A 23,777-nucleotide genomic window follows, 5' to 3' on the forward strand; every position below is an offset into this window, starting at 1 on the left:
ATGCTGCCGATAAAATGATACAATAGCTAGAGAAAATACTACAAACATAGCCTGACCTGTTTGACTATGTTTGCATAAGGGATATGAACACTAAACATACATATAGTCCATTATTTCAAGGCAGATTCTTGTTTGTCGTTGTCTTGCTTGTTGCTGGCTATTTTGTAGGATATGCGCAAAAAGGACATGATCCACTGCTTTGGAAAGAAGGGAAATTAATTTATCAGGCAGATTCCCTGGGCAATCGTATTCCCGACTTTTCCTATGCGGGTTACGAAGGCGGTAATAAAGCCATCCCGGAAGCCTCTGTGAAAATCGTTGTACCGATAGAAGAGGGGGATGCCACGACTCGCATTCAAGCTGCTATTGATTATGTTTCGCAATTGCCTTTAGATAAACAAGGCTTGCGAGGTGCTGTGCTGTTGCAACCTGGCGAATATGTCCTGTCTGGATCCTTAAAATTGCATACTTCGGGTGTCGTGTTGAGAGGTTCGGGTTTTACAGAAAATGGTACCGTATTGATAGGTGAAGGCAAGACTCGAGAAACCTTGATTCGTATCGCAGGAAAACGTGATATGGTGCGGGAAGGGCAACGGCAGGTGCAGGAGGAATATGTCCCGGTGAATGCAAGAACTTTCCGTTTGAATAACACCAATGGTCTCCAAGTGGGTGATCGGATTATGGTCACGCGTCCGGCTACGGAGGAATGGATTAAAGCGTTGAAGGCAACCGAATTTGGCGGAGATATGTCATTTTTAGGTTGGAAACCAGATGGTTGGAACACGACTTGGGATCGTACTATCGTTCGAATAGTTGGTCATGAGATTGAAATAGATGCACCGCTCACGACGGCATTAGACCGACGTTTTGGTGGCGGGATCGTACAAAAATATACATGGAGTGGTAGAATTGAACAGGTTGGTATAGAAAATATACAGTTGGAATCTACCTTTGACGCGAAGAATCCGAAAGATGAAGATCACCGATGGATGGCGATCACTGTGGAAAATGCACAGAATGTTTGGGTTCGTCGTATGCAATTTCGCCATTTTGCCGGTTCGGCTGTATATGCGCAGGAAACGGCGAGTAAACTGACCGTGGAAGATTGTATCTCGCGAGATCCGGTGTCTGAAATCGGAGGACAGCGAAGATATACTTTTTTTACGCGTGGGCAGCAAACGTTGTTTCAACGTCTATATTCCGAGAAAGGATATCATGATTTTGCTGTCGGTTTTGTCGCAGCAGGGCCAAATGCCTTTGTGCAGTGCCAGGCAGTAGAACCGCACAGTTTTAGCGGGGCGATAGATAGCTGGGCCTCGGGTGTGTTGTTCGATGTTGTTGACATTGATGCGCAGGCATTGAGCTACAAAAACCGGGGCCAGGACGGAAAGGGTGCAGGCTGGACAGCGGCAAATAGCGTGTTTTGGCAGTGTACGGCAGCAATGATAGAAAGTGTTCAGCCTCCTACTGCGCAGAATTGGGGATTTGGTCTTTGGGCACAATTTCAAGGCGATGCTTACTGGACAGAGTCTAACAGTCACATCAATCCTAGAAGCTTATATTATGCGCAACTGGAGGAACGTATGGGAGATCATGCCAAAGAGAGGCGCATATTATTACCTATGTTAACCGATGCATCCAGTAGTCCGACGATAGCCGTAGCACAGAAATTGACGGAAATAGCAAAGGAATTACCTTTACAGTTGAAGGATTTTATCAGCCAAGCTGCACAACGCCAGCCTTTGGATATAGAAACGAAAGGTGTAAGGTTGTTGGCGGAGAAAGATATACCGAAGCCCGCAGCAATCATAAAAGCTCCGGATATGACGATCCTAAACGGTTGGCTGGTGCGAGGTAATGAGATCCTGGTTGGTTTTAAGAATGACGTGCAGTGGTGGAACGGTAATATCCGTCCGCTAGGTTTAAAAAATGCAAAGCCCCATATTACGCGTTATGTTCCGGGAGAAATAGGAACGGGGCTGACCGATGACCTCCACGAAGTGGTGGATAGTATGGTGGCAAAAAACGTATTGAGCATGGATCATAATTACGGGCTTTGGTACGATAGACGAAGAGATGACCACGAGCGTATTCGACGTATGGATGGCGATGTATGGCCACCATTTTACGAATTGCCTTTTGCGCGAAGCGGACAAGGGCTAGCGTACGATGGTCTATCGAAATATGATTTAACGAAATACAACCCTTTTTATTGGAGCCGTTTAAAGCAATTTGCGGATTTGGCGGACCAAAAAGGATTGGTATTGCTGCACCAAAACTATTTTCAGCACAATATTCTAGAGGCTGGTGCACATTACACCGATTTCCCTTGGCGTACAGCGAATAATATAAATAACGTCGGCTTTCCCGAACCTGTACCGTATGCTGGTGATAAGCGAATTTTTATGGCGGAACAATTTTATGATGTTTCCCATCCTGTACGGCGCGAGTTACATCGGGCGTATATCCGCCAATGTTTAGAAAACTTCAAAGAAAATACAGGTGTCATCCACTTGATCAGCGCGGAATACACGGGGCCTTTGCATTTTGTTGAATTTTGGATTGACGTAATTAAGGAATGGAAAGCGGAAACGGGTTACAGTCCCCTTATCGGACTGAGTGCCACGAAGGATGTGCAGGACGCTATATTAGCCGACACAGAAAGAGTAAAAGAGATCCAGGTAATTGATATCCGTTATTGGTATTACCAAGAAGATGATGAGGCCTATGCGCCGCCAGGAGGAGCGAACTTAGCACCGCGTCAACATGCGCGTCAGATGAAATCGAAAAGAACATCGGCGGAGCAGGTATATCGCGCGGTTTCTGAGTACCGGACGAAATTCCCAGACAAAGCGGTGATCTATAACAGCAATAGCTACCCCGAGCAAGCATGGTCGGTGTTTATGGCTGGCGGGTCGATGGCAAACCTGCCACAGATAGCACATGTCGATTTTTACAAAGAAGCCGCCGCTATGCAAACAGAAGTGCAACAGGGTGTATGGGCATTACAGGGAAAAGATGCCGCTATCTTTTATAACTCAGATAAGAAGCCTGTACAAGTGGATTTAACCGCATGGAAGGGAAATTACAATGTATACCATATTCATCCTAAAACCGGTGCTATTTTGGCATCAGAGAAAGTCAAAACGGGACAGAACGTAACGATAAAGAATTTTAAAAATGCCCCAGAGATTATCTGGATAACCAAGAAATAAAATAATAATATGAAGTCTATTCGTAAAAAATTATTGCCGTTTGTATTTGCAGGAGCCCTATTTTCTTCCTGTACTTCTACTTCTGATCAAGAAGCATCATCTACGGGAATGCCTGCATTGAAGGTGTCGGAAAACGGAAGATATTTGACCACCGATGAAGGGAAACCGTTCTTTTGGCTTGGCGACACAGGTTGGTTATTGTTCAATAAATTGGATAGGGAAGAAACAGAGCAGTACCTAGAAGACCGGAAACAAAAAGGATTCAATGTGGTACAGGCGATGGTGTTACATACGGTGCCCTCTGTCAATGTGTATGGCGATTCGTCTATGGTGAATAAGGATATTTCACGGCCATTGGTTACAGAAGGCAATAACCCCGAAGTAGCTGAGGAATATGATTACTGGGATCATATTGACTACATTATTGATAAAGCGGCCGAAAAAGGGATTTACATGGCGCTTGTACCTGTATGGGGATCGCCGGTAAAAGACGGTAAAGTTTCCGTTGAACAAACAACGAAATATGCTACTTTTCTAGCCGAGCGTTGGAAAGATAAACCCAATATCATCTGGTTGAATGGTGGTGATATTCCGGGATCCGATTCTACGGCTGTTTGGTTAGAAATGGGAAAAACCATTAAAGCCATCGATCCAGATCATCTAATGACATTCCATCCACGAGGTCGAACCGCTTCTTCGGATTGGTTCCATAACGAACCCTGGTTAGATTTTAACATGGTGCAGTCTGGTCACAGAAGATATGACCAGGACACATCGAGTAACGAAAAGAAACATTACGGTGAAGATAATTGGCGGTTTATGGAGGTAGACTGGGCGCTAGATCCCGTAAAACCTACCATCGATGGCGAACCGTCGTATGAAGGTATTCCGCAAGGTCTGCATGATATCAAAGAACCCCGTTGGCAGGACCACGATGTGCGCCGATACGGATATTGGTCCGTATTTGCCGGTGCTTTCGGATATACGTATGGACAAAATTCGGTGATGCAGATGCATTCCGCGACCGATTCTACCACCGCTTACGGATCAACGGAACTGTGGACAGAAGGGTTAAACGCATCGGGTGCGTCGCAAATGCAATACTTAAAAGATTTGATGTTGTCCAGAGATGCCTATTTTGACAGAATTCCAGACCAAACGCTGGTTGCGGAAAATGGAGAGAAATATAGCCGCTTGTTAGCGACGCGGACAGATAATTACGCCTTTATCTACAATTATAGCGGTAAGGAGATGAAAATCAATATGGGGAAAATTGAAGGTGATAAAGTAAAAGCCTCCTGGTTCAATCCGCGCAATGGAGAAGAAACGGTTATTGGTGAGGTAGAAAATACAGGTGTACAAACGTTTAAGCCCGAGGGTGAAGAGAAGGATGGAAACGATTGGGTGCTGATTTTAGATAGTTTGTAATGAAGGCGAATTTAAAACTTTTAGTTGTTGTGTTAGTAGCATCCCTATTGGCTTCATGCCAAAGGGATGTCTATATGTTTACTTCTTTTCGTGAGCCTGCAGATGAAGGACTGCGCTATCTGTACAGTGAAGATGGTTATTCCTGGAAAGCGATTGAGGGTATCTTTCTAAAGCCCGAATTGGGTGAGCAAAAAATCATGCGGGATCCTTCGATGGTGCGTGGTAAAGATGGAGTGTATCATCTGGTATGGACCATCGGCTGGCAGGGGAATGAAGGTATCGGATACGCTTCTTCTAAAGATCTTATCCATTGGGAAAATAAAAAGATCGTACCGGTTATGGAGCATGAAGCGACTACGGTTAATATATGGGCGCCGGAACTATTCTATGACGAGGACGAAGACCGGTTTATTATTATCTGGGCATCGACTATTCCGGAGCGCTTTCCGAAAGGGGAAGAAGAAGAAAGAAATAACCATCGGATGTATTACACCACAACCCAAGATTTCGAAACGTTTACGGAAACGAAACTTTTTGCAGATCCCGGATTCAGTATTATTGATGCGGTGATTGTTAAGAAAGATAAAGATGATTATGTACTGGTGCTAAAAGACAATACCCGGCCTAATCGAAATTTGAAAGTTGCTTTTGCCGATCATCCATTAGGACCCTACGAAAATGTTTCGGAGCCGTATTCTGACTTTAAAACAGAAGGACCTAGTGTCATCAAAGTAGACGATGAATGGTTAATCTATTTTGACTCGTATGGCAGCAAAAGCTATGAAGCTGTGTCGACCAAAGATTTTAAAACGTTCAAAAAAACGAACGATAAGATTAGCGTTCCGGAAGGACATAAACATGGAACGATCTTCAAAGCCTCCAAAAAGGATTTGAAAAGGTTGTTAAAGGAAAAAAAATAAGAAAATGAGATCAACGATATTAGGTATAACGCTATTATGTGCCTCCTATTACGCCACGGCGCAGGACACGATGATGTACGTCGGCAAGACCTTATCCAATGTAGACTATCACCATGGACAACTAAAACCTGCTGTCGGTACACACAATATACAGACCTTTCGGGCGAATAGAGCTTTTCCCGAACGTGCAGGCGGACTGAATTTTACCTATAATCACCAGCCGTTTTTGGCCTATTGGAATGATACTTATTATCTACAATTTCTGAGCAATCCGGTGGGTGAACACGTTGCCGAGGGCAAAACCTCGCTTCAAACCTCCAAAGATGGCTATACGTGGTCAAACCCGATAGAGCTATTCCCGCCTTATCTCGTGCCGGAAGGTTTTAGTAAACCGGGCAGAACCGATAAAGCTGGGAAAGATTTGTATGCGATTATGCACCAGCGGATGGGTTTTTACACCGCCAAAAACGGCAAATTGCTGACGATAGGGTACTACGGTGTTGCACTGGATGCGAAGGATGATCCGAACGATGGCAATGGTATTGGTCGGGTGGTTAGGGAAATAAAAAAAGACGGTTCGTTTGGTCCGATTTATTTTATTCGTTTCAATGCATCGTTTGATCAGAAGCTAGCAAAATTTCCATTTTATACCAAAAGCAAGGATAAGGCTTTTGTTGCAGCCTGTAACGAGTTGATGGAACAACCGTTAATGATGCAGCAATGGGTCGAGGAAGCGGATCGCAACGACCCCTTGATACCTTTCCAACGTCCTTTGAAAGCCTTCGCTTACTATACATTAGACAACGGTGATGTGGTCGGTATGTGGAAGCACGCATTGACATCGGTCAGTAAAGATAAAGGCAAAACTTGGGCATACGACCCCTTGCGTGCCCCCGGTTTTGTAAACAGTAATGCTAAAATATGGGGCCAACGGACAGCTGACAATCGCTTTGCCACCGTTTACAACCCGTCAGAGTTTCGTTGGCCTTTAGCGGTGTCGACAAGCGACAATGGCTTAACCTATACAGATTTGCTCTTGATTAACGGTGAAATCACCACGATGCGCTATGGCGGCAACTATAAATCATATGGTCCGCAATATCCAAGAGGCATACAGGAAGAAAACGGAGTGCCACCAGATAATAATATGTGGGTGACGTACAGTGTGAATAAGGAAGATATGTGGGTAGCAAAAGTGCCCGTTCCGATTACATCGACAGTAGCAGGAAATGTTCACGATGATTTTTCCGGCAATGCAACCGAAACATTTAATAAATGGAATATTTATAGCCCACTATGGGCGTCGGTCAAGTTGGAAAACAATGCCCTGATGTTAAGGGATAAGGATAAGTTTGATTATGCGAAAGCAGAACGGGTAATTGAGGCATCGGAGAAGGTTAAAATCGCTTTTACGGTTACACCACAGCAAGCTGACCACGGTAATCTGCAAATTGAATTGGTCAATGATGTAGGGCAGGCAGCAGCACGTCTTGTTTTCGATGCCGACGGGCAGATGAAGAATAAAGCCGGTTACCGGATGTCTGGAGTACAATCCTATGAAGCAGGAAAAACCTATGATATCGTGTTAACAGTAGATGTGCACACACGATCGTATCAAGTCAGCATCAATGGAACGAAAAAAGGAACACGGTTGTTTTTCCAGCCGGTCAGTGAGATCAGTCGTGTATCCTTCCGGACGGGAGATGTACGCCGATATCCGGATGCCGATACACCAACGGATCAAGATTTTGATGTGGAAGATGCGGATGGCGTAGATAAAGAAGCTGCGTATGCGATCTCACTATTTCAAGCAGATAAATTGAATTAACGGATAACCGAGAAAATGAAGAGTAATTTTAGATACGTATGGATGTTGTGCTTGTGGCTGATGGGTATTTCTTTTTTAAGTGCGCAAACAACACAAGTGAAATACCTGTCGGGAAAGGGAAAAGATGATGGGATATTATGGGACTTTTTCGTAACCGAAGGAATGAACGCGGGGAAATGGTCGAAAATTCCGGTGCCTTCCAACTGGGAATTGCAGGGCTTTGGCAAATACAACTACGGATTTGATAAAGAAGAAAAGAAAGGGAAAGAAAAAGGGCTGTATAAGTATACATTTACCGTTGATAAGGCTTGGAAAGGACAGGTTATAAACCTCGTGTTTGAAGGCGTGATGACAGATGCAGAAGTCAAAGTAAACGGGAAGTCCGCCGGAGAGATTCATCAAGGATCTTTCTATGTCTTTAAATACGATATTTCAAAGCTATTAAACTACAAAGGGAAAAACCTATTGGAAGTGACTGTCGCGAAGCATTCGGAAAATAAATCAGTGAATGCGGCAGAACGGGAAGCCGACTATTGGGTATTTGGGGGTATCTATCGCCCTGTATATCTGGAAGCGTTACCACAAAGCCATATTCATCGCGTATCAATCGATGCCAAAGCAGATGGTCAATTCAGATCTATCGTGGAAAAAAAAGGTGATGCAGACGAAATACAAGTGCAGCTTAGCCACGCTAATGGACAACCTTATGGCAACGTCCTATCCGCTCGTTTCCAGGGAAATAAAACGGAACTGAAAGGTCAGTTTTCTAATCCTGATTTATGGTCTTCCGAATTTCCACATCTTTATCAAGCACACATTTCTCTCTTAAAAAATGGAAAAAAAATACAGGAGAAGACACAGAAATTTGGTTTCAGGACGGTCGAAGTAAAGGAACGGGACGGCGTCTACATAAACGGGATGAAAATCAAATTTAAAGGTGTCAACAGACATTCTTTTCATCCGGAATCGGGACGTACAACCAGCAAAGAAATCAGTATCCACGATGTGAAGCTGATGAAGGAAATGAATATGAATGCTGTCCGAATGGCACATTACCCGCCGGACAACCATTTTCTGGAAGTGTGTGATTCTTTGGGTTTGTATGTGATGAATGAGCTTGGTGGATGGCATGGCTATTACGATACGCCAACAGGCACGAAACTTCTAAAAGAGATGATGGTGGTTTCAGAGAATCACCCGTCGATTATTTTCTGGGCGAACGGCAACGAAGGCGGACACAATCCAGAGCTAGATAGTATCTTTTTTGCTTACGATATGCAAAAACGCCCATTAATTTATCCTTGGGCAGTGTACGGCGGTTTTGAAACAACCCATTACCGGGAATATAATTACGGTATCGGTACGTATGACCACGGACATAATATTGTAATGCCAACCGAATTTTTACACGGTATGTGGGATGGTGGTCATGGTGCAGGAATCGAGGATTATTGGAAAGCCATGTGGGCAAATCCACTATCTGCCGGTGGCTTCCTTTGGGATTTTCAAGATCAAGGTCTGGTAAGAACGGATAAAAACAATATCATCGATACCGATGGTAATCACGGTGCCGACGGCATTGTCGGCCCTTATTATGAAAAAGAGGGTAGTTTCTATACAATTAAAGAGGTTTGGAGTCCTGTTTTCTTCGAGAAGAGAGAAATGACCGCCGGATTTGATGGCGCATTTCATATCGAAAACCGGTATGCCTTCACGAATATTAACCAATGTTCGTTCAGTTATGAGCTAAAGAAGCTAGGACAGTATGGGGAAGACAAGGGGAGTACAACCGGGACAATCAATGCACCTGCTATCGAACCCTATCACCCAGGTATTTTAAAAGTTGACTTTCCGACAGATTGGCAAGACTATGATGTATTGTATATCACTGCGAAGGACGTAAATGATCTGGAAATTTATACATGGAGCTTTCCGATCAGTCGCCCGAACCAAGTGGCAGAGCATCTTCTGCGAACAACGGGGGAAGCAGTAAACGTGGAAGAAACAGCTTCCAGTTATGTGGTTTCTGCAAACGGGATTACGGTAGACATTAACAAAGAAAACGGCTTATTGGAAGAGGCAAAAAATGCAAAAGGTGTTATCCCTTTTAACAATGGTCCGACGATACAGGAAGCCGTCACCAACTTCAAGAATTTTACACTCAAGCGGGAAGAGGATAAAGTCGTCATTGCTTCTACATTCGATAAAAAAGAAAGTTATAATACGTTGACGTGGGAGATCTACCCATCGGGACAGGTGAAAATGCATGTGCAATACTTCCCACAGGAATACTTCACCAAATTTGTCGGTGTCAACTTTTCTTTTCCGGAAGATAAAATGAAGGGTGTAGAATACATGGGCATGGGACCTTACCGGGTGTGGAAAAACCGGATGAAAGGAAATCAATTTGGTGTGTGGAAGAAAGATTATAACGACGCGGCAACGGGTGAAATTCCATTTGAATATCCAGAATTTAAGGGATATCACAGCAATATGTATTGGACGAAATTTATAACGGACGAGCAGTCGTTCTATGTGTTCACCGATAGGGAAGATGTGTTCTTGCGGTTGTTTACGCCGAGAGAACAACAGGACACCGACTGGAAAAATATGGAACCGACTTTTCCCAACGGCGATATTTCGTTTATGAATGGTATTTCCGCAATCGGTACAAAGACACAAAAACCGGAAACGACCGGGCCAATGGGTATGAAGCACGTGTATTATGATTTTGAGAAAGAACCAATCCGTGCACTGCACATGGTGCTGTATTTCGATTTTTCGGTGCAACAATAAAGAACAATGAAAAGTAAGGTGAAGATAACAGGATTGATCGTTTGGTTGTTTTTAAGCGTAACAGCTTTTGCACAGCCAAGTGTGGACGCTCTGCGATGTGAATTGCTAACCAATCCGTTGGGTATTGATAAAATGAACCCAAGGTTGAGTTGGCAAATACAGGCGGATGCCCGCAATGTGGTGCAAACCGCGTATCATATCCTCGTGGCGTCATCACCAGAAAAGCTGGCACAAAATGTAGGAGACCTATGGGATTCGGGTAAAACGGAATCCGATAATTCAATCGCCGTATTCTTTGATGGAAAAGCTTTAAAAAGTGATACGGAGGTCTTCTGGAAAGTAAAAGTCTATACCAATAAAGGGGAATCTGATTGGTCCGCATCAGCCTCGTGGCGGGTAGGTCTGCTCTATTACAAGGATTGGAATAGACGTTGGATTGGGTTTGATGGCTACTTTGATAGCGACGATAAAGAGGCCGGCTATCTCAGTGCGCGCTATTTCCGAAAGGAGATTTCCATCACAAAAGAAGTGCAGGAAGCAACTGCGTATATCATGGGTCTCGGTTTGTATGAGTTGTATATCGATGGCCATAAAGTGGGCGATCAAGTGTTGGCTCCCGGCTTAACCGATTATACCAAAAATGTAAAATACAATGTGTTTGATATCACCGAATTACTAAATGGAGAAAAACACACGTTGGGTGTGATCTTAGGTAATGGACGTTATTACGCCATACGGCAGGAAAAACCATACAAGGTGAAGAACTTCGGTTTTCCCAAAATGCAGATGCAGATCCGCATCACCTATACGGATGGCTCCCGACAAACCATTCATACGGACGATACGTGGAAAGGGACGACAAACGGCCCCATCATATCCAATAACGAATACGACGGGGAAATATATGATGCCCGTAAGGAATTGAAAGATTGGGCGAAGGTGGGATACGATGATGCTACATGGAAAAGAGCCGAGTATGTACAAGAGCCGGGAGGGAACTACGAAGCACAGATCAACAACAACATGAAAGTGATGCAAGACCTTAAACCGGTTTCCATCACACCGAAATACGGTAAGTATATTATTGATTATGGACAGAATTTTTCGGGTTGGGTGAAAATGCGTGTGCAGGGTGAACAAGGAACGAAAGTGACCTTGCGTTTTGCTGAATCCCTAAATGAAGATGGTACACTTTTTCGAGACAATCTACGCGCTGCGAAGGCGACAGATGTGTATGTTTTAAAAGGCGGTGGTGTAGAGGAATGGGAACCTCGCTTTACGTATCATGGGTTTCGGTATGTAGAGATAGAAGGTTATCCAGGAGAAGCGACCGTGAACAAATTTATCGGACGGTTAGTATATGATGAAATGGAGACTGTGGGGGCATTTACCTCCTCCAATGCGTTATTGAATCAGATTCATACGAATGCTTGGTGGGGAATTGCCTCGAACTACAAAAGTATTCCGGTGGATTGCCCGCAACGTAACGAGCGTCAAGCTTGGTTGGGTGACCGACCAGGTAGTGCCTATGGCGAAAACTTCCTGTTTGATAACGCAAATTTCTATAGCAAATGGTTGGAGGATATTCGCTTGTCCCAAAAGGAGGATGGGGCTATCCCCGATGTTGCACCGGCTTTTTGGCGGTATTATAGCGATAATATGACCTGGCCCGGTACATACTTGATTGTGGCGGATATGTTATACCAACAGACGGGGGACGTACGTGTACTGGAACAACATTATCCGGCCATGAAGAAATGGATGCAGTATATGCAGGCGCTCTACATGGATGATGAGGGTATCATCACCAAGGACAGCTATGGCGATTGGTGTGCGCCACCGGCAACGATTGAGGAAGGACGTGGTAAGAGTGCGGATGTCAAACGTCCGAATCCCCTCATATCCACAGCATACTACTATCATTTGTTACAGGTAATGGCCCGTTTTTCCGAATATACAGGAAATAGCCAAGACCGCGTAGGATTTGAAAATCGTGCCGCCAAAATGAAGAAGGACTTTAATAAAAGATTCTATAATCAAGCTAGTTACTACGGTAAAAATACATTGACGGAGAATTTACTGGCGATGTATTTTGGTCTGGTTGAAGAAGATGAGAAAGAGAAGCTAGGGCATAGAATTGTCGAGATTATCGAAAAAGAAAATAACGATCATTTGAGTACCGGACTGGTGGGTACGCAATGGATTATGCGTACACTAACGGACATAGGACGTGCTGATTTGGCGTACAAATTGGCAACGAATACCACCTATCCCTCGTGGGGTTATATGCTGGAGAATGGTGCGACAACGATATGGGAATTGTGGAACGGGAATACAGCCCATCCGCGGATGAACTCTCAAAACCACGTCATGATGCTAGGCGATCTATTGGTGTGGTATTACGAGCATCTGGCGGGAATTAAATCGAAGGATAATGCATTCCGAACGATTGTTATGAAACCGGAATTGATCAATGGATTGGAACATGTGGATGCGAGCCATAAAAGTGTATACGGTATAATTACCTCTTCCTGGAAACGTAAAAAAGATACGTTTGAATGGGATATAACGATTCCGGTCAACGCAAATGCACAGGTATATATACCCGCTAAAGAGATCAAATCCATTCGCGAGCAAGGAAAACCGATTGTAGAAAATAAAGAAATAAAGGTGATAGGACAAGAGAACGGACGGGTACTGATAGAACTGGGCTCGGGGACATATCGGCTTTTATCTACATTTTAAATAACGAAGTATATGAATTTACATGTAACAGCTATACATACTTTTCTTCTATGTCTTGCACTTGTATCAAGTGCGTCAGCACAGCAAAAAAATGACTTGCATAAATGGCAGAAAGGTATCGTAAAAGATGAGTTTATTTACGATAAGGCCGCTTTCCCGTCTTGTCATTCTGCCAGCATCGTCGAAACAACGGCAGGAAACTTGGTGTACACATTCTTCGGCGGTACGCATGAACGCCATCCCGATGTAGAAATTTACATCTGTCGATATGAAAATGGGCAATGGACAGCACCGCAATCGGCTGCTGATGGTGTGCAGGAAGACGATAGCAGATTGCCGACATGGAATCCGGTATTGTATCAAATTCCAGATGGTGACTTATTGTTATTCTATAAAGTCGGGCCAAAGCCTTCTGAATGGTGGGGGATGTTAAAGCGCTCTACAGATGGTGGAAAAACCTGGTCGGAAGCCGAAAAACTTCCTGAAGGATTTTTGGGTCCCATCAAGAATAAACCTGTTTTGTTGAGCAATGGCAATTTGATTTGCCCAACCAGCACCGAAGGAAACGGTTGGAATATTCATTTTGAAATTACATCCGACTTCGGAAAGACCTGGCGTAAGGTTGGACCGATTGCGAGAGGAGAGGATGATATCAATGCGATTCAACCTAGTGTGTTGGATCATGGGAATGGTAAATTACAAATTTTGGCAAGGAGCCGTAATTGGGCTTTGGTGGAATCATGGTCGAATGACTACGGTGAAACCTGGACACCTCTACGTAAATCAACGTTACCAAACAATAATTCCGGTACCGACGCGGTGACGATGAAAAATGGGACGCATGTGTTGGTGTACAATCATGTTTTGCCTCCACCGGAGAATCCGAAAGGTCCACGTACACCGTTAAATGTTTCTATCTCGAAAGATGGAAAGAAATGGGATGCGGTATTGATCCTGGAAGACTCACCGATCAGTCAGTACTCCTATCCCGCAGTTATACAGACAAGCGATGGTCTGTTACATTTTGCTTATACCTGGCGAAGGGAAAAGATGAAGCATGTTGTTGTGAATCCTAAGAAATTAAAGAAAAGAGCAATAAAGAACGGTGTTTGGCCTCAAGTAAAAGGATATGAGCTGCCTACATTAGAAACCTATAAAGCAGAAGAAGAGTAAGTAGATTATCGAAATTAAAGTATGTCAATAGATCGGATATTACAGGTTAGCTTTCCAGGGAAATTGATTTTTGGAAATGGTGTGCTGCAGCAGTTAACCGAAGATGTTGTGGAACAGGGATACAAAACTGTCGTTATCATGACGATTAAGCCATTGTTGGATCAGTTAACTGATTTTACAGCAGCATTGGAAAGAAATAATATAGAAGTGGTTGTCGATACCAGTATCGAGCAGGAACCGTCGTTTTCGGATGTCAAACAACTGTTGCAAACACTGACGTCTTTCTCTGTAGAAGCGGTTATCGGTATCGGAGGTGGAAGTGTATTGGATGTGGCGAAATTGGTCGCTGCACAGTTGGATAATACACAATCGTTGGAGGAAATTGTAGGAAACGGTATGTTAAATGGACGAAATAAGGCGCTTATTTGCGTGCCGACGACATCCGGCACGGGAAGTGAAGTGTCTCCTAATGCTATTCTGGTAGACGACGAAAATCAGAAAAAGGGTGTCATCAGCCCTTACTTGGTTCCAGATAAGGTTTATGTAGACCCCTTGCTTACGATCGGTGTGCCACCTGCTATTACAGCCGCTACCGGTCTGGACGCGTTAACACATTGCTTGGAAGCTTACACCAATAAATTTTCACAGCCTTTTATCGATATGTATGCTTATGAGGGTATGCGTTTAATTGCAGCAAACTTGGAAGAAGTTGTTCGTAATGGGACGAATGAAGAAGCGAGATATCAAGTGGCGATGGGAAGTATGTTGGGCGGCTTCTGTTTAGGACCAGTGAACACGGCTGCTGTACACGCCCTGTCTTATCCGCTGGGAAGCATGTTTCACTTGGCACATGGGCTTTCCAATGCGTTATTATTGCCCTATGTGATGGAATATAACTATGTAGCATCACCAAAAAAGTATGCTGAAGTGGCTATTGCATTAGGGTGCGACCGTTTAGCTACCGACGAAGAAACTGCCCGGGCTGGTATTGCTAAAATAAGGGCTTTGATTAATGCCTGTGGTATCCCTGCTCGTTTACGCGATGTGGAGATCCCCAAAGAAGCTATCCCTCAAATGGCAGAGGATGCCATGAAAATTACACGGTTGTTGGTCAACAACCCCAGAGAAATTACATTGCAAGATGCCATATCGATATTTAATGCTGCTTACTAAAATGAAAGAGATAACAAGAAAGAAAGAGACTATTGTACCAGTCGTTGCGCCACTGAAAAAGGATTTGAGTTTGGACCAAGATGCTGTGGCTCGGATATTTTCGTATTTGTACGCTCAGGGTGCCACGCCCTTTATTTTAGGAACTACAGGCGAATCAGCATCCCTGTCCAATACCTTTAAAGAAGAATACCTAAGAGCAGCTGTCGTCAATAAGCCGGAAGGTGAAAAGCTATATGTGGGGATTTCATCCAATATTCTGGAAGATTCCATATCGTTTGCTAATTTGGCATTCAATTTAGGTATTTCCGAAGTGGCGGCTACGTTACCCACCTATTATAAACTATCGGATACACAGATAGAAAAGTACTACCTGGATTTAGCAGAGGCGATTGCACCTGATCTGATCGTATACAATATACCGGCGACCACACACATGTCTATACCGCTTAATCTGTTGGATAAACTGAGCCATCATACTAAAATTGTGGCTGTGAAAGATTCTGAACGTAACATGGAACGGTTGGACCAGTCGCTGGACTTATGGAAACACCGTACAGATTTTAAATATTATATGGGCTGGGCGGGAGCGTGTGCGCATTCGCTGATAAACGGTAGCGATGGAATTGTGCCGAGTTCAGCTAATTTTGCACCCGCAATATACCGGGATATGTGTCTTGCCGTAGAACAGGGGGATTTGGAAAGTGCTTACGCGTTACAAAAACAATCCGATGATTTAGGAGCGTTGTATCAATCCAACAAATCATTGGGCGAGTCATTATGGGCGCTTAAAGTATTGATGAAGCAATTGGGCTTGTGCGAATCATATATGATGCCACCTTTGTATGCATTGGGAAAACAGGAAGAAACGCATATTGTGGAGGCATTTCAAGCCTTGATAGTAAAGGACAATATTAAACTGAATTTAGTTAGTCATGTATAAACCGATTGTTGGTATTACCATGGGGGACCCGGCGAGTATTGGCCCCGAAATCGCATTAAAGGCATTGTTGGATACACGTGTGCAAGATATTTGCAGACCTATTTTAGTTGGGGATGCGGCGGTCTTTCAACAAATAGCATCGCTGCTGCAGATCCCTATCCGTATCCGTAGTATCGAGCAAGTAGCAGAAGCGGAGTTTATACCCGGAGAAGCAAATGTACTCGACCTGAAACATACGGATCTATCTAAAATAACATTTGGAGAGATATCTGCAGAAGCGGGGAATGTTTCTTTTGAAGCGGTTACAAAGGTGATAGACTTGGCCTTAAAAGGAGAAGTAGATGCCACGGTAACGGGACCGATAAATAAAAAATCGGTAAATGAAGCCGGACATCATTTCGCAGGGCATACGGAAATCTATGCACATTATACGCAAACAAAGAAATACGCTATGCTTCTTGTGGAAGAAAATATGAAAGTTATTCATGTGTCTACTCATGTATCGTTGCGCCAGGCTTGTGATTTAGTGAAGAAAGATCGTATTGTAGAAGTGACGGAATTACTACACCAAGGACTGGTTAGTTTGGGGGAAACCAATCTTAAAATAGGCATAGCGGGTCTTAATCCACATGCCGGAGATTCGGGATTATTTGGTACGGAAGATGACGAAGAGATTGTTCCCGCGGTAGAAGAAGCGCGACAACGTGGTTACGATGTAGAAGGGCCTGTACCGGCTGATACACTTTTCTCAAAAGCCGCTACAGGGTATTATGGAGGGATTGTTGCGATGTATCATGACCAAGGGCATATTCCGTTTAAGCTCACAGGCTTTAAATGGAATGCGGAGAAAAAACAAATGGATAGTGTGAAAGGGGTGAACATCACGATGGGTTTGCCTATTATCCGGACGTCTGTAGATCACGGAACGGCGTTTGAAATAGCAGGGAAAGGTGTGGCAAGTCCGGATGCAATGGTATTAGCCATTGAATCGGCTGTACAATTGGCTTTGAATAAATAATGTGCATGGCGATATTGGTAATTGCAGATGATTTGACAGGAGCCGCCGAAATAGGCGGAATAATCTTGCGTCACGGATTATCGGTAGAGATCGTACATACGTTGGAAACATCAACAAATAAAGATGTTCGGATTCTGAATACAAATACACGGTCGTTGAAAGAGAAGGAGGCGCTTTCCCATCTGAAAGAACTGTTCTCGACAAACCCAATACTCAAATGGGATTGGATATACCTGAAATTTGATTCAGCTCTTCGTGGACATATTGCAGCGGAGATTTCGTTTTATTGCAGGGCTTTTCAAAAAGATAATGTTGTGTTTTGTCCTGTAAATCCTACGTTGGGGCGTGTGATTGAGGATAATGGATGGTATTGGGTAGACGGTAAGCCGATTGCAGAAACGGATTTTGCCCAGGACCCGGAGTTTCCCATAGAGAAAAGTGGTGTATTGGAGGTACTTGGAGGTGATTATTGGCATTTGGTAAAAGATGTACAAGGATTATCGACAGAAAAATCACCTTATATCGTTGCTGCGGTCAACGATCTAGAAGGTTTACATAAATGGGCATCTACAGCTACATCGTTTGGAATCTACGCGGGAGCAGCAGCTTTTTTTGAGGCTTTGCTTCTTCAACGGAAAAAGGCGCTTCCTATGACGAAAGATCTGGAACCCTGGCCACAATCACCCATTTTATATGTTTGCGGTTCCAATCACGAAAACAGTATCAAGCGTATTGCTAAAGTTGATGCTAATAAAGTGGTATATTGGCAATCTATTGGCGAGGAAAATAAAGTGGCCATGGATGTACTCGGTAAAATAGAGAAATTTGGTAAAGTGATATTGACGGTAGCACGAACAGTCTCCCATGATGCGCAGACGATTAGAGCGTGCATGGCAGAAATAGTAGGTATAGTTCAACAAACTTGCCCATTGCAGGAGCTCGTCATTGAGGGAGGAGCGACAGCAAGAGCGGTGTTGGAAGTATTGGATATTGATACGCTCCTGCCCGTACGGGAATATGGGCCGGGCGTGATTCGGAACCATGTACCAGGAGTAACACTAGCAGTAACATTAAAACCGGGGAGTTATCCTTGGACAGAAAATTTATGGGTATTTTAGCCCAGCCGGGCTGACGACCAAATAACGAGAGAGAAACCTTATGTTAAGTATACTTGATTACGGAATAATTATAGCCGTTTTATTGATTACGTTATACTTTGGACTTCGATATGCGAAAAACCAGAAGTCTACCGAAGCCTATTTTTCTGCGAAAGGACGTGTTCCATCTTGGGCAATAGGGATGTCGCTATTGGCGACCTTAATTAGTAGCGTTACCTTTCTGGGATACCCAGCCGAAGGATATGCCAATAACTGGATATTGCTGGTTCAAGGATTGATGGTGCCTATTGTACTGCTCGGTACTGTGTGGTTTATTGTACCACTTTATCGAAAAGTGATTGGACTGAGTACCTACGAATACTTTGAAAAGCGTTTCGGCAATTTTGCGCGCTATTATAGTTCCATTGCATTTGTACTGCGTCAGTTCTCAGGAATGGGAACAGTATTGTATCTCTTGGCGGTGGCATTATCGAGTATGACTAATATCAATACCTATTGGATTATACTCGTTGTGGGAAGTATTATTGTTATTGTCAATCTGTTAGGAGGGATAGAGGCAGTTATTTGGTTAGATGTATTTCAGGGATTTATGCTCTTTGCCAGTGGGATTTTATGTTTGCTCGTTATTATCTTCTCTGTAAATGGTGGACTCCCGGAGGTATGGCGTGTCGCATCCGAGAACGGGCGGACCGGGTTTGGACCATATGATCTGGATTTTACACGATTGACTTTCGTGGTCATGGCCATCAACGGGATGTTTTATGCTATTCAAAAGTATGGTACAGACCAGACAGTCATTCAGCGTTACCTGACTGCACGCTCGGACAAATCGGCGATTCGTGCTTCGTTAATGGGAATTTTATTAACAGTTCCTGTATGGTCACTTTTTATGTTTATTGGTACAGCGCTTTTCGTATACTACACGCAGCAGCCGCTCCCAGATAATATCGGGCCGAATAGTGTGTTTCCTTATTTTATTATGACGCAATTGCCCGTGGGGGTAGTGGGATTTATCCTGGCAGCAATGATTTCTGCAGCAATTTGTAGCCTCAGCGCCGACCTCAACTCGCTGGCAGCGGTGGGAATTGAAGATTATTATAAAAAGTTCCGTCCGGAGAAAGTAGACAACGAATACCTGCGTGCAAGCCGTTGGATGGTCGCAATTGCTGGGGTTATCTCGATGCTTATCGGCTTCATATATGTAGAGTTAGGTAGTGAAAGCATCCTGGGCATTATCTTCACATTGTACGCTATATTCTCGGGAGGAATTGTAGGTGTCTTCTTGCTGGGGATTTTCACTGAACGTGCAAATCGGCAAGGGATCAATATTGCTATCATCGTGTGTGTCCTCTTTACGGCTTATGCGTTTTTAACGAGCACGGAAATTGAATTTCGGGGGAATACATTTTTTCTGTTGGATTTAGGAGAATATAATTTTACACATCATAAAATGATGCTCGGGGTATATAGCCATTTAGTCGTTATCGGTGTTGGCTATCTGGCCAGTTTATTCTTTCCAAAACCCACATTGGATCCTAATTTATACTATAAAGGTTGGAAAAGAAACCGCAGACTTGATCGAGAAAGGGGAATAGAATCATGAATAGAATCTTTGTTATTACCATGGTATGCTTATGCTGTTTTGTCCATTTCAGCCGGGCGCAAGATTCGGACGACCGGTATCGAATGCCGTTAAAGGACGTGATTGGTATCTTGGAAGAGCGATACCATATCCATATCAAATACGATGAAAATCAAGTGGAGGGCAAATGGTTACATTATGCTGCTTGGCGGTTCCGTACGGATGTGGATGAAACTCTTCGGAATATATTGGCTCCGCTAGATCTGAAAGTAAATAAAGAAGGCGAGGGGAAATATAAGCTAAAAGAATATGAATATTACCGATGGGAACCACAGGACGGTTGGGATTATCTGAACAAGTTGGCATCGCAATATCATGATAAGGACAGTTGGGAACAGCGGAAGGAGCAGATTCGTCCGGATTTGTACAAGGCGGTGAAATTGTCGCCCATGCCTGCAGTGCCACAATCGGCCCCCTTAGTAACGAAAAAACGGAAATTTAAGGATTATACAGTAGAGAATTTCGCGCTGGAGATTATGCCCGGGCTGTATGTTAACGGCTCTATTTACAGACCGTTAAAATCAAAAGACAAAACACCGCTGATGTTGAGTCCGGATGGGCATTGGGGGGGGCATCGTTTTCGGAAAGATGCACAAATCCGTTGTGCTATGACCGCGCAAATGGGAGCTGTTGCGGTAAGCTACGATCTTTTTGGTTGGGGCGAATCGACCTTGCAGTTTGATTCGAAAGACCATCGTAGAAGCTTGGCATTGACTGTGCAGACGTTGGGCGCTATCCGGATATTGGACTGGATGTTGCAAGATAAAACGATCGATGTACAGCGTGTGGGTATTTGTGGTGGTTCTGGTGGGGGAAGCCACGCGGTGCTCCTGACGGCATTGGACGATCGCATTACATTGAGCATACCTGTGGTGTCTTTGTCTTCCTATTTCTACGGCGGCTGTCCTTGTGAAAGTGGGTTGCCGATTCATGGGAGCGCGGGAGGAACGAACAATGTGGAATTGGCGGCTATGGCAGCACCTCGACCGCAGTTAGTTATCTCCGATGGTAAAGATTGGACGGCTCACATGCCGCAACATGATTTTCCTTACCTCCAGAAAGTGTATGGCTACTATGGAAAAACGGAGTTGGTGGAAAACGTACATCTCCCTGAGGACGGTCACGATTTTGGCTACTCCAAGCGCAAACCGGTTTATGATTTTATCGCGAAGCATTTTGGCTTAGATACCAGTGGATTAAAAAATGCAGCAGGTGATTACGACGAGTCAGGCTGTGTCATCGAAGACGAAAAGACGTTATATGCTTTTGGACCCAATGGAGAGCTTTTGCCGTCCAATGCAATACAAGGCTATGAAAATTTGGAAAAACTATTTAAAGATTAACACCATATGAAACCATTAAATAGAAGAGAATTTATAACGGCAACTGTTTTAGGTGCGACAACCCTGATGCTGCCAAAATCAACTTGGGCGTTTGCTCCAAAAAAACAACGTTATAAAGTGGCGGTCATCGATTTGATGATTTTGAAAAGACAGAAACTTGGAGCCGTTAAATTGACTAGTGAAATCGGTGCCGACGGGCTGGAAGTGGATATGGGAGGCTTAGGCAATCGAGATACGTTTGATAACAATTTTTTCGACGAAGCATTTAGAACAAATTATAGCAACGAGTTAAAGGAATACGGTATAGAAGTGGCCTCGGTCGCGATGACGGGTTTCTATGCGCAATCTTTTGCAACGCGACCTACATACAAGCAAATGGTAGGTGATTGTTTGAAGACCTGTCAGCTACTGGGCGCTAAGGTGGCGTTTTTGCCTTTAGGCGTACAGGGTGATTTAGTGAAGAATCCAGAATTAAGACCGGCGATTGTGGAGCGTTTGAGAGACGTTGGTGCAATGGCAAAAAAAGCTGGAGTTATCATCGGTATTGAAACCGCTTTAGACGCCCGTGGTGAAGTCGAATTGTTAAAGGAAATTGGCGCTAAGAATATACAGATATACTTTAATTTTTCTGATCCGTTAAAAGAAGGTCGGGATTTGATTGAGGAGTTGAATATTTTAGGAAAAAAACGTATTTGCCAGATTCACTGTACGGATGAGGACGGGGTTTGGTTAGAAAACAACACTCGTCTCGATATGGCAAAAGTGAAAGAAACCTTAGACAAAATGGGCTGGAGAGGGTGGTTGGTGATTGAACGGTCCAGAGATGCAAATCTATCGCCCCGTATGGTGAAAGAGAATTTCGGAGCAAATACCAGATATGTAAAATCTATTTTTCAAAAATAAAAAGGCCTTATCGCCATTTAAAAAACTATAATTGTATGAAAACGATATGGATTGGTTTGATGGCGCTTTTGTGTGCTGCTTGTGCCTCGACCTCTTTGCAGGAAAGATTAGATAGCAACTTGCCACAATATGACGAAGTCGGTGCTGCTGTGATGCCGGATGTAATTGCGCCTGTACAATCACCCTATTTTGAGTACGACTTCAATCGTCCCAGCTTTCCGGAACGTATCGATTCGCTATCCCCTGGCGAGGACGTTATCCAGAAAGGCATCGAGCAATTGGCATCTGCAGGAGGTGGAACATTAGTGTTGACCGAAGGCGACTACCTGTCGGGGAGAATTGAATTAAAATCAAATATCAACCTACATTTACAAGAGGGGGCTGTGATCACGTTCAAAAGTGAAATCGCAGATTTCTTGCCGGTGGTATATACGCGAAATGAGGGGATAGAGTTATACTCGCTGGGGGCATGTATCTATGCGAACGACGCGGTGAATATTGCCATTACAGGCAAGGGAAAACTGGTTGGCCCAGGGGAAGGATCAGTACGCGAGCAGACGATGACGCACGACGTAATAGAAAATATTGTAAGTAGCGATATACCTATCGAACAGCGAATATACGATGGTAAAACGACAGATTTTATTTTTCCGCCAGCGATGATCGCGCCGATCAACTGTAAACAAGTCTTTATTGAAGGACTCACCTTGGAACGCTCTGCTTTTTGGAATGTCGTACCGACCTTTTGCGAGGATGTGATTATTCGCGGGGTACAGGTGTATTCTAAGGGTATTCCACGCGGCGATGGGATAGATATTGAATCGTCCAAGAATGTATTGGTCGAGTATTGTAGTCTGTATACGGGCGACGATTGTATCGCTATCAAAGCAGGTCGGGGATATGACGGGCTTCGTGCAGGCAAGCCTTCAGAAAATATTGTTGTACGTTACTGTTTAGCCGGCGAAGGGCACGGTGGTATCACTTTGGGCAGTGAAACAGCGGGTATGATTAAAAATCTATATGTCCACGACTGTGCGTTTGATGGCACGGATGTGGGGATACGCTTTAAGACCCGCCGTCCGCGAGGGGGTGGCGGACATGATATCGCGTTTGAAAATATCCGGATGAATGTCATCCATTCCGCTTTACGTTGGGATATGTTGGGAAGTGCGACGCACGTCGGGCAGCAGGCAAGTCGAGACTTTGCTGTGGAGGTCAATGCATTGACACCGGCGTTTTCTGATGTTAACATAAACAATATATTGATCGAGTCGGCTACACATTGCATCAATGTGGAAGGTATTCCCGAATCGAGATTGAAGAATGTGGAGATTTCTAATCTATACGCCAAGGGCAAACATTATCTAGCAATAAAAGACGCAGAACACTTCGTGGTTAAAAACAGTGAAGTGCTCTGCGAGGAATGTGCTATCGACAGTGTACACGTGGCGGGGTTAAAACAAGAGCATGTACAGGTAACACGACGGTAGAATAACAATCTTCGGAACTTTCCAGCCGGTCACTACGTCCATATG

Annotated in this window: 15 protein-coding genes; all 15 read left to right on the forward strand. The window is 44.1% G+C overall.

Annotation, left to right across the window (positions count from 1 at the left end):
- The first annotated feature begins 83 nt into the window (after positions 1–83).
- Genes FXV77_RS01540 through FXV77_RS01610 form a run of 15 tightly spaced genes read left to right on the forward strand, consistent with a single transcriptional unit; the run spans position 84 to position 23,732 of the window.
- Positions 84–3,215: a DUF6298 domain-containing protein gene (locus FXV77_RS01540; protein ID WP_148917456.1), complete on the forward strand. Its 3,132-nt coding sequence runs from the start codon at positions 84–86 to the stop codon at positions 3,213–3,215.
- A gap of 9 nt (positions 3,216–3,224) precedes the next feature.
- Complete coding sequence (locus FXV77_RS01545) at positions 3,225–4,643, forward strand: glycoside hydrolase family 140 protein (protein WP_148917457.1); 1,419 nt, start codon at positions 3,225–3,227, stop codon at positions 4,641–4,643.
- Positions 4,643–5,563: a glycoside hydrolase family 43 protein gene (locus tag FXV77_RS01550; protein ID WP_148917458.1), complete on the forward strand. Its 921-nt coding sequence runs from the start codon at positions 4,643–4,645 to the stop codon at positions 5,561–5,563. The genes FXV77_RS01545 and FXV77_RS01550 overlap by 1 nt, the downstream gene beginning before the upstream one ends.
- Before the next feature lie 4 nt (positions 5,564–5,567).
- Entirely contained in the window at positions 5,568–7,391 is a 1,824-nt protein-coding gene (locus FXV77_RS01555; protein ID WP_148917459.1) for a sialidase family protein, read from the forward strand.
- Positions 7,392–7,406: 15 nt separating this feature from the next.
- On the forward strand, positions 7,407–10,187 hold the full coding sequence (locus tag FXV77_RS01560; RefSeq protein WP_148917460.1) for a glycoside hydrolase family 2 protein: 2,781 nt from the start codon (positions 7,407–7,409) through the stop codon (positions 10,185–10,187).
- Positions 10,188–10,193: 6 nt separating this feature from the next.
- Positions 10,194–12,932, forward strand: coding sequence for an alpha-L-rhamnosidase (locus FXV77_RS01565; RefSeq protein ID WP_148917461.1), 2,739 nt, complete (start codon positions 10,194–10,196; stop codon positions 12,930–12,932).
- A 12-nt stretch (positions 12,933–12,944) separates the two neighbouring features.
- A complete protein-coding gene (locus tag FXV77_RS01570) occupies positions 12,945–14,105 on the forward strand; it encodes a sialidase family protein (RefSeq protein ID WP_148917462.1) in 1,161 nt (386 codons plus the stop codon).
- A 21-nt stretch (positions 14,106–14,126) separates the two neighbouring features.
- A complete protein-coding gene (locus FXV77_RS01575; RefSeq protein ID WP_148917463.1) occupies positions 14,127–15,278 on the forward strand; it encodes an iron-containing alcohol dehydrogenase in 1,152 nt (383 codons plus the stop codon).
- A 1-nt stretch (position 15,279) separates the two neighbouring features.
- On the forward strand, positions 15,280–16,218 hold the full coding sequence (locus tag FXV77_RS01580) for a dihydrodipicolinate synthase family protein (RefSeq protein ID WP_148917464.1): 939 nt from the start codon (positions 15,280–15,282) through the stop codon (positions 16,216–16,218).
- The gene (gene pdxA, locus FXV77_RS01585; RefSeq protein WP_148917465.1) at positions 16,211–17,236 is read left to right on the forward strand and encodes a 4-hydroxythreonine-4-phosphate dehydrogenase PdxA; all 1,026 of its coding nucleotides are present in this window, start codon (positions 16,211–16,213) and stop codon (positions 17,234–17,236) included. The genes FXV77_RS01580 and pdxA overlap by 8 nt, the downstream gene beginning before the upstream one ends.
- Positions 17,237–17,241: 5 nt before the next feature.
- Positions 17,242–18,354: a four-carbon acid sugar kinase family protein gene (locus FXV77_RS01590; RefSeq protein ID WP_187443971.1), complete on the forward strand. Its 1,113-nt coding sequence runs from the start codon at positions 17,242–17,244 to the stop codon at positions 18,352–18,354.
- A gap of 40 nt (positions 18,355–18,394) precedes the next feature.
- Positions 18,395–19,957 (forward strand): sodium:solute symporter, encoded by a 1,563-nt coding sequence (locus tag FXV77_RS01595; protein ID WP_148917467.1) that lies wholly within the window; start codon positions 18,395–18,397, stop codon positions 19,955–19,957.
- Positions 19,954–21,339 (forward strand): alpha/beta hydrolase family protein, encoded by a 1,386-nt coding sequence (locus FXV77_RS01600; RefSeq protein ID WP_148917468.1) that lies wholly within the window; start codon positions 19,954–19,956, stop codon positions 21,337–21,339. The genes FXV77_RS01595 and FXV77_RS01600 overlap by 4 nt, the downstream gene beginning before the upstream one ends.
- A 6-nt stretch (positions 21,340–21,345) precedes the next feature.
- On the forward strand, positions 21,346–22,242 hold the full coding sequence (locus FXV77_RS01605) for a sugar phosphate isomerase/epimerase family protein (RefSeq protein ID WP_148917469.1): 897 nt from the start codon (positions 21,346–21,348) through the stop codon (positions 22,240–22,242).
- A 35-nt stretch (positions 22,243–22,277) separates the two neighbouring features.
- Complete coding sequence (locus FXV77_RS01610; RefSeq protein ID WP_148917470.1) at positions 22,278–23,732, forward strand: glycoside hydrolase family 28 protein; 1,455 nt, start codon at positions 22,278–22,280, stop codon at positions 23,730–23,732.
- Positions 23,733–23,777 lie beyond the last annotated feature (45 nt).

Origin of the sequence: Sphingobacterium phlebotomi (genome assembly GCF_008180195.1) — a bacterium.
Taxonomy (GTDB): Bacteria; Bacteroidota; Bacteroidia; order Sphingobacteriales; family Sphingobacteriaceae; genus Sphingobacterium; species Sphingobacterium phlebotomi.

What these genes read in the sequence shown, in the direction of transcription:
- FXV77_RS01540 (WP_148917456.1), top strand. Translation starts at nt 84, where the DNA reads ATGAACACTAAACATACATATAGTCCATTATTTCAAGGCAGATTCTTG.
- FXV77_RS01545 (WP_148917457.1), top strand. Translation starts at nt 3,225, where the DNA reads ATGAAGTCTATTCGTAAAAAATTATTGCCGTTTGTATTTGCAGGAGCC.
- FXV77_RS01550 (WP_148917458.1), top strand. Translation starts at nt 4,643, where the DNA reads ATGAAGGCGAATTTAAAACTTTTAGTTGTTGTGTTAGTAGCATCCCTA.
- FXV77_RS01555 (WP_148917459.1), top strand. Translation starts at nt 5,568, where the DNA reads ATGAGATCAACGATATTAGGTATAACGCTATTATGTGCCTCCTATTAC.
- FXV77_RS01560 (WP_148917460.1), top strand. Translation starts at nt 7,407, where the DNA reads ATGAAGAGTAATTTTAGATACGTATGGATGTTGTGCTTGTGGCTGATG.
- FXV77_RS01565 (WP_148917461.1), top strand. Translation starts at nt 10,194, where the DNA reads ATGAAAAGTAAGGTGAAGATAACAGGATTGATCGTTTGGTTGTTTTTA.
- FXV77_RS01570 (WP_148917462.1), top strand. Translation starts at nt 12,945, where the DNA reads ATGAATTTACATGTAACAGCTATACATACTTTTCTTCTATGTCTTGCA.
- FXV77_RS01575 (WP_148917463.1), top strand. Translation starts at nt 14,127, where the DNA reads ATGTCAATAGATCGGATATTACAGGTTAGCTTTCCAGGGAAATTGATT.
- FXV77_RS01580 (WP_148917464.1), top strand. Translation starts at nt 15,280, where the DNA reads ATGAAAGAGATAACAAGAAAGAAAGAGACTATTGTACCAGTCGTTGCG.
- pdxA (WP_148917465.1), top strand. Translation starts at nt 16,211, where the DNA reads ATGTATAAACCGATTGTTGGTATTACCATGGGGGACCCGGCGAGTATT.
- FXV77_RS01590 (WP_187443971.1), top strand. Translation starts at nt 17,242, where the DNA reads ATGGCGATATTGGTAATTGCAGATGATTTGACAGGAGCCGCCGAAATA.
- FXV77_RS01595 (WP_148917467.1), top strand. Translation starts at nt 18,395, where the DNA reads ATGTTAAGTATACTTGATTACGGAATAATTATAGCCGTTTTATTGATT.
- FXV77_RS01600 (WP_148917468.1), top strand. Translation starts at nt 19,954, where the DNA reads ATGAATAGAATCTTTGTTATTACCATGGTATGCTTATGCTGTTTTGTC.
- FXV77_RS01605 (WP_148917469.1), top strand. Translation starts at nt 21,346, where the DNA reads ATGAAACCATTAAATAGAAGAGAATTTATAACGGCAACTGTTTTAGGT.
- FXV77_RS01610 (WP_148917470.1), top strand. Translation starts at nt 22,278, where the DNA reads ATGAAAACGATATGGATTGGTTTGATGGCGCTTTTGTGTGCTGCTTGT.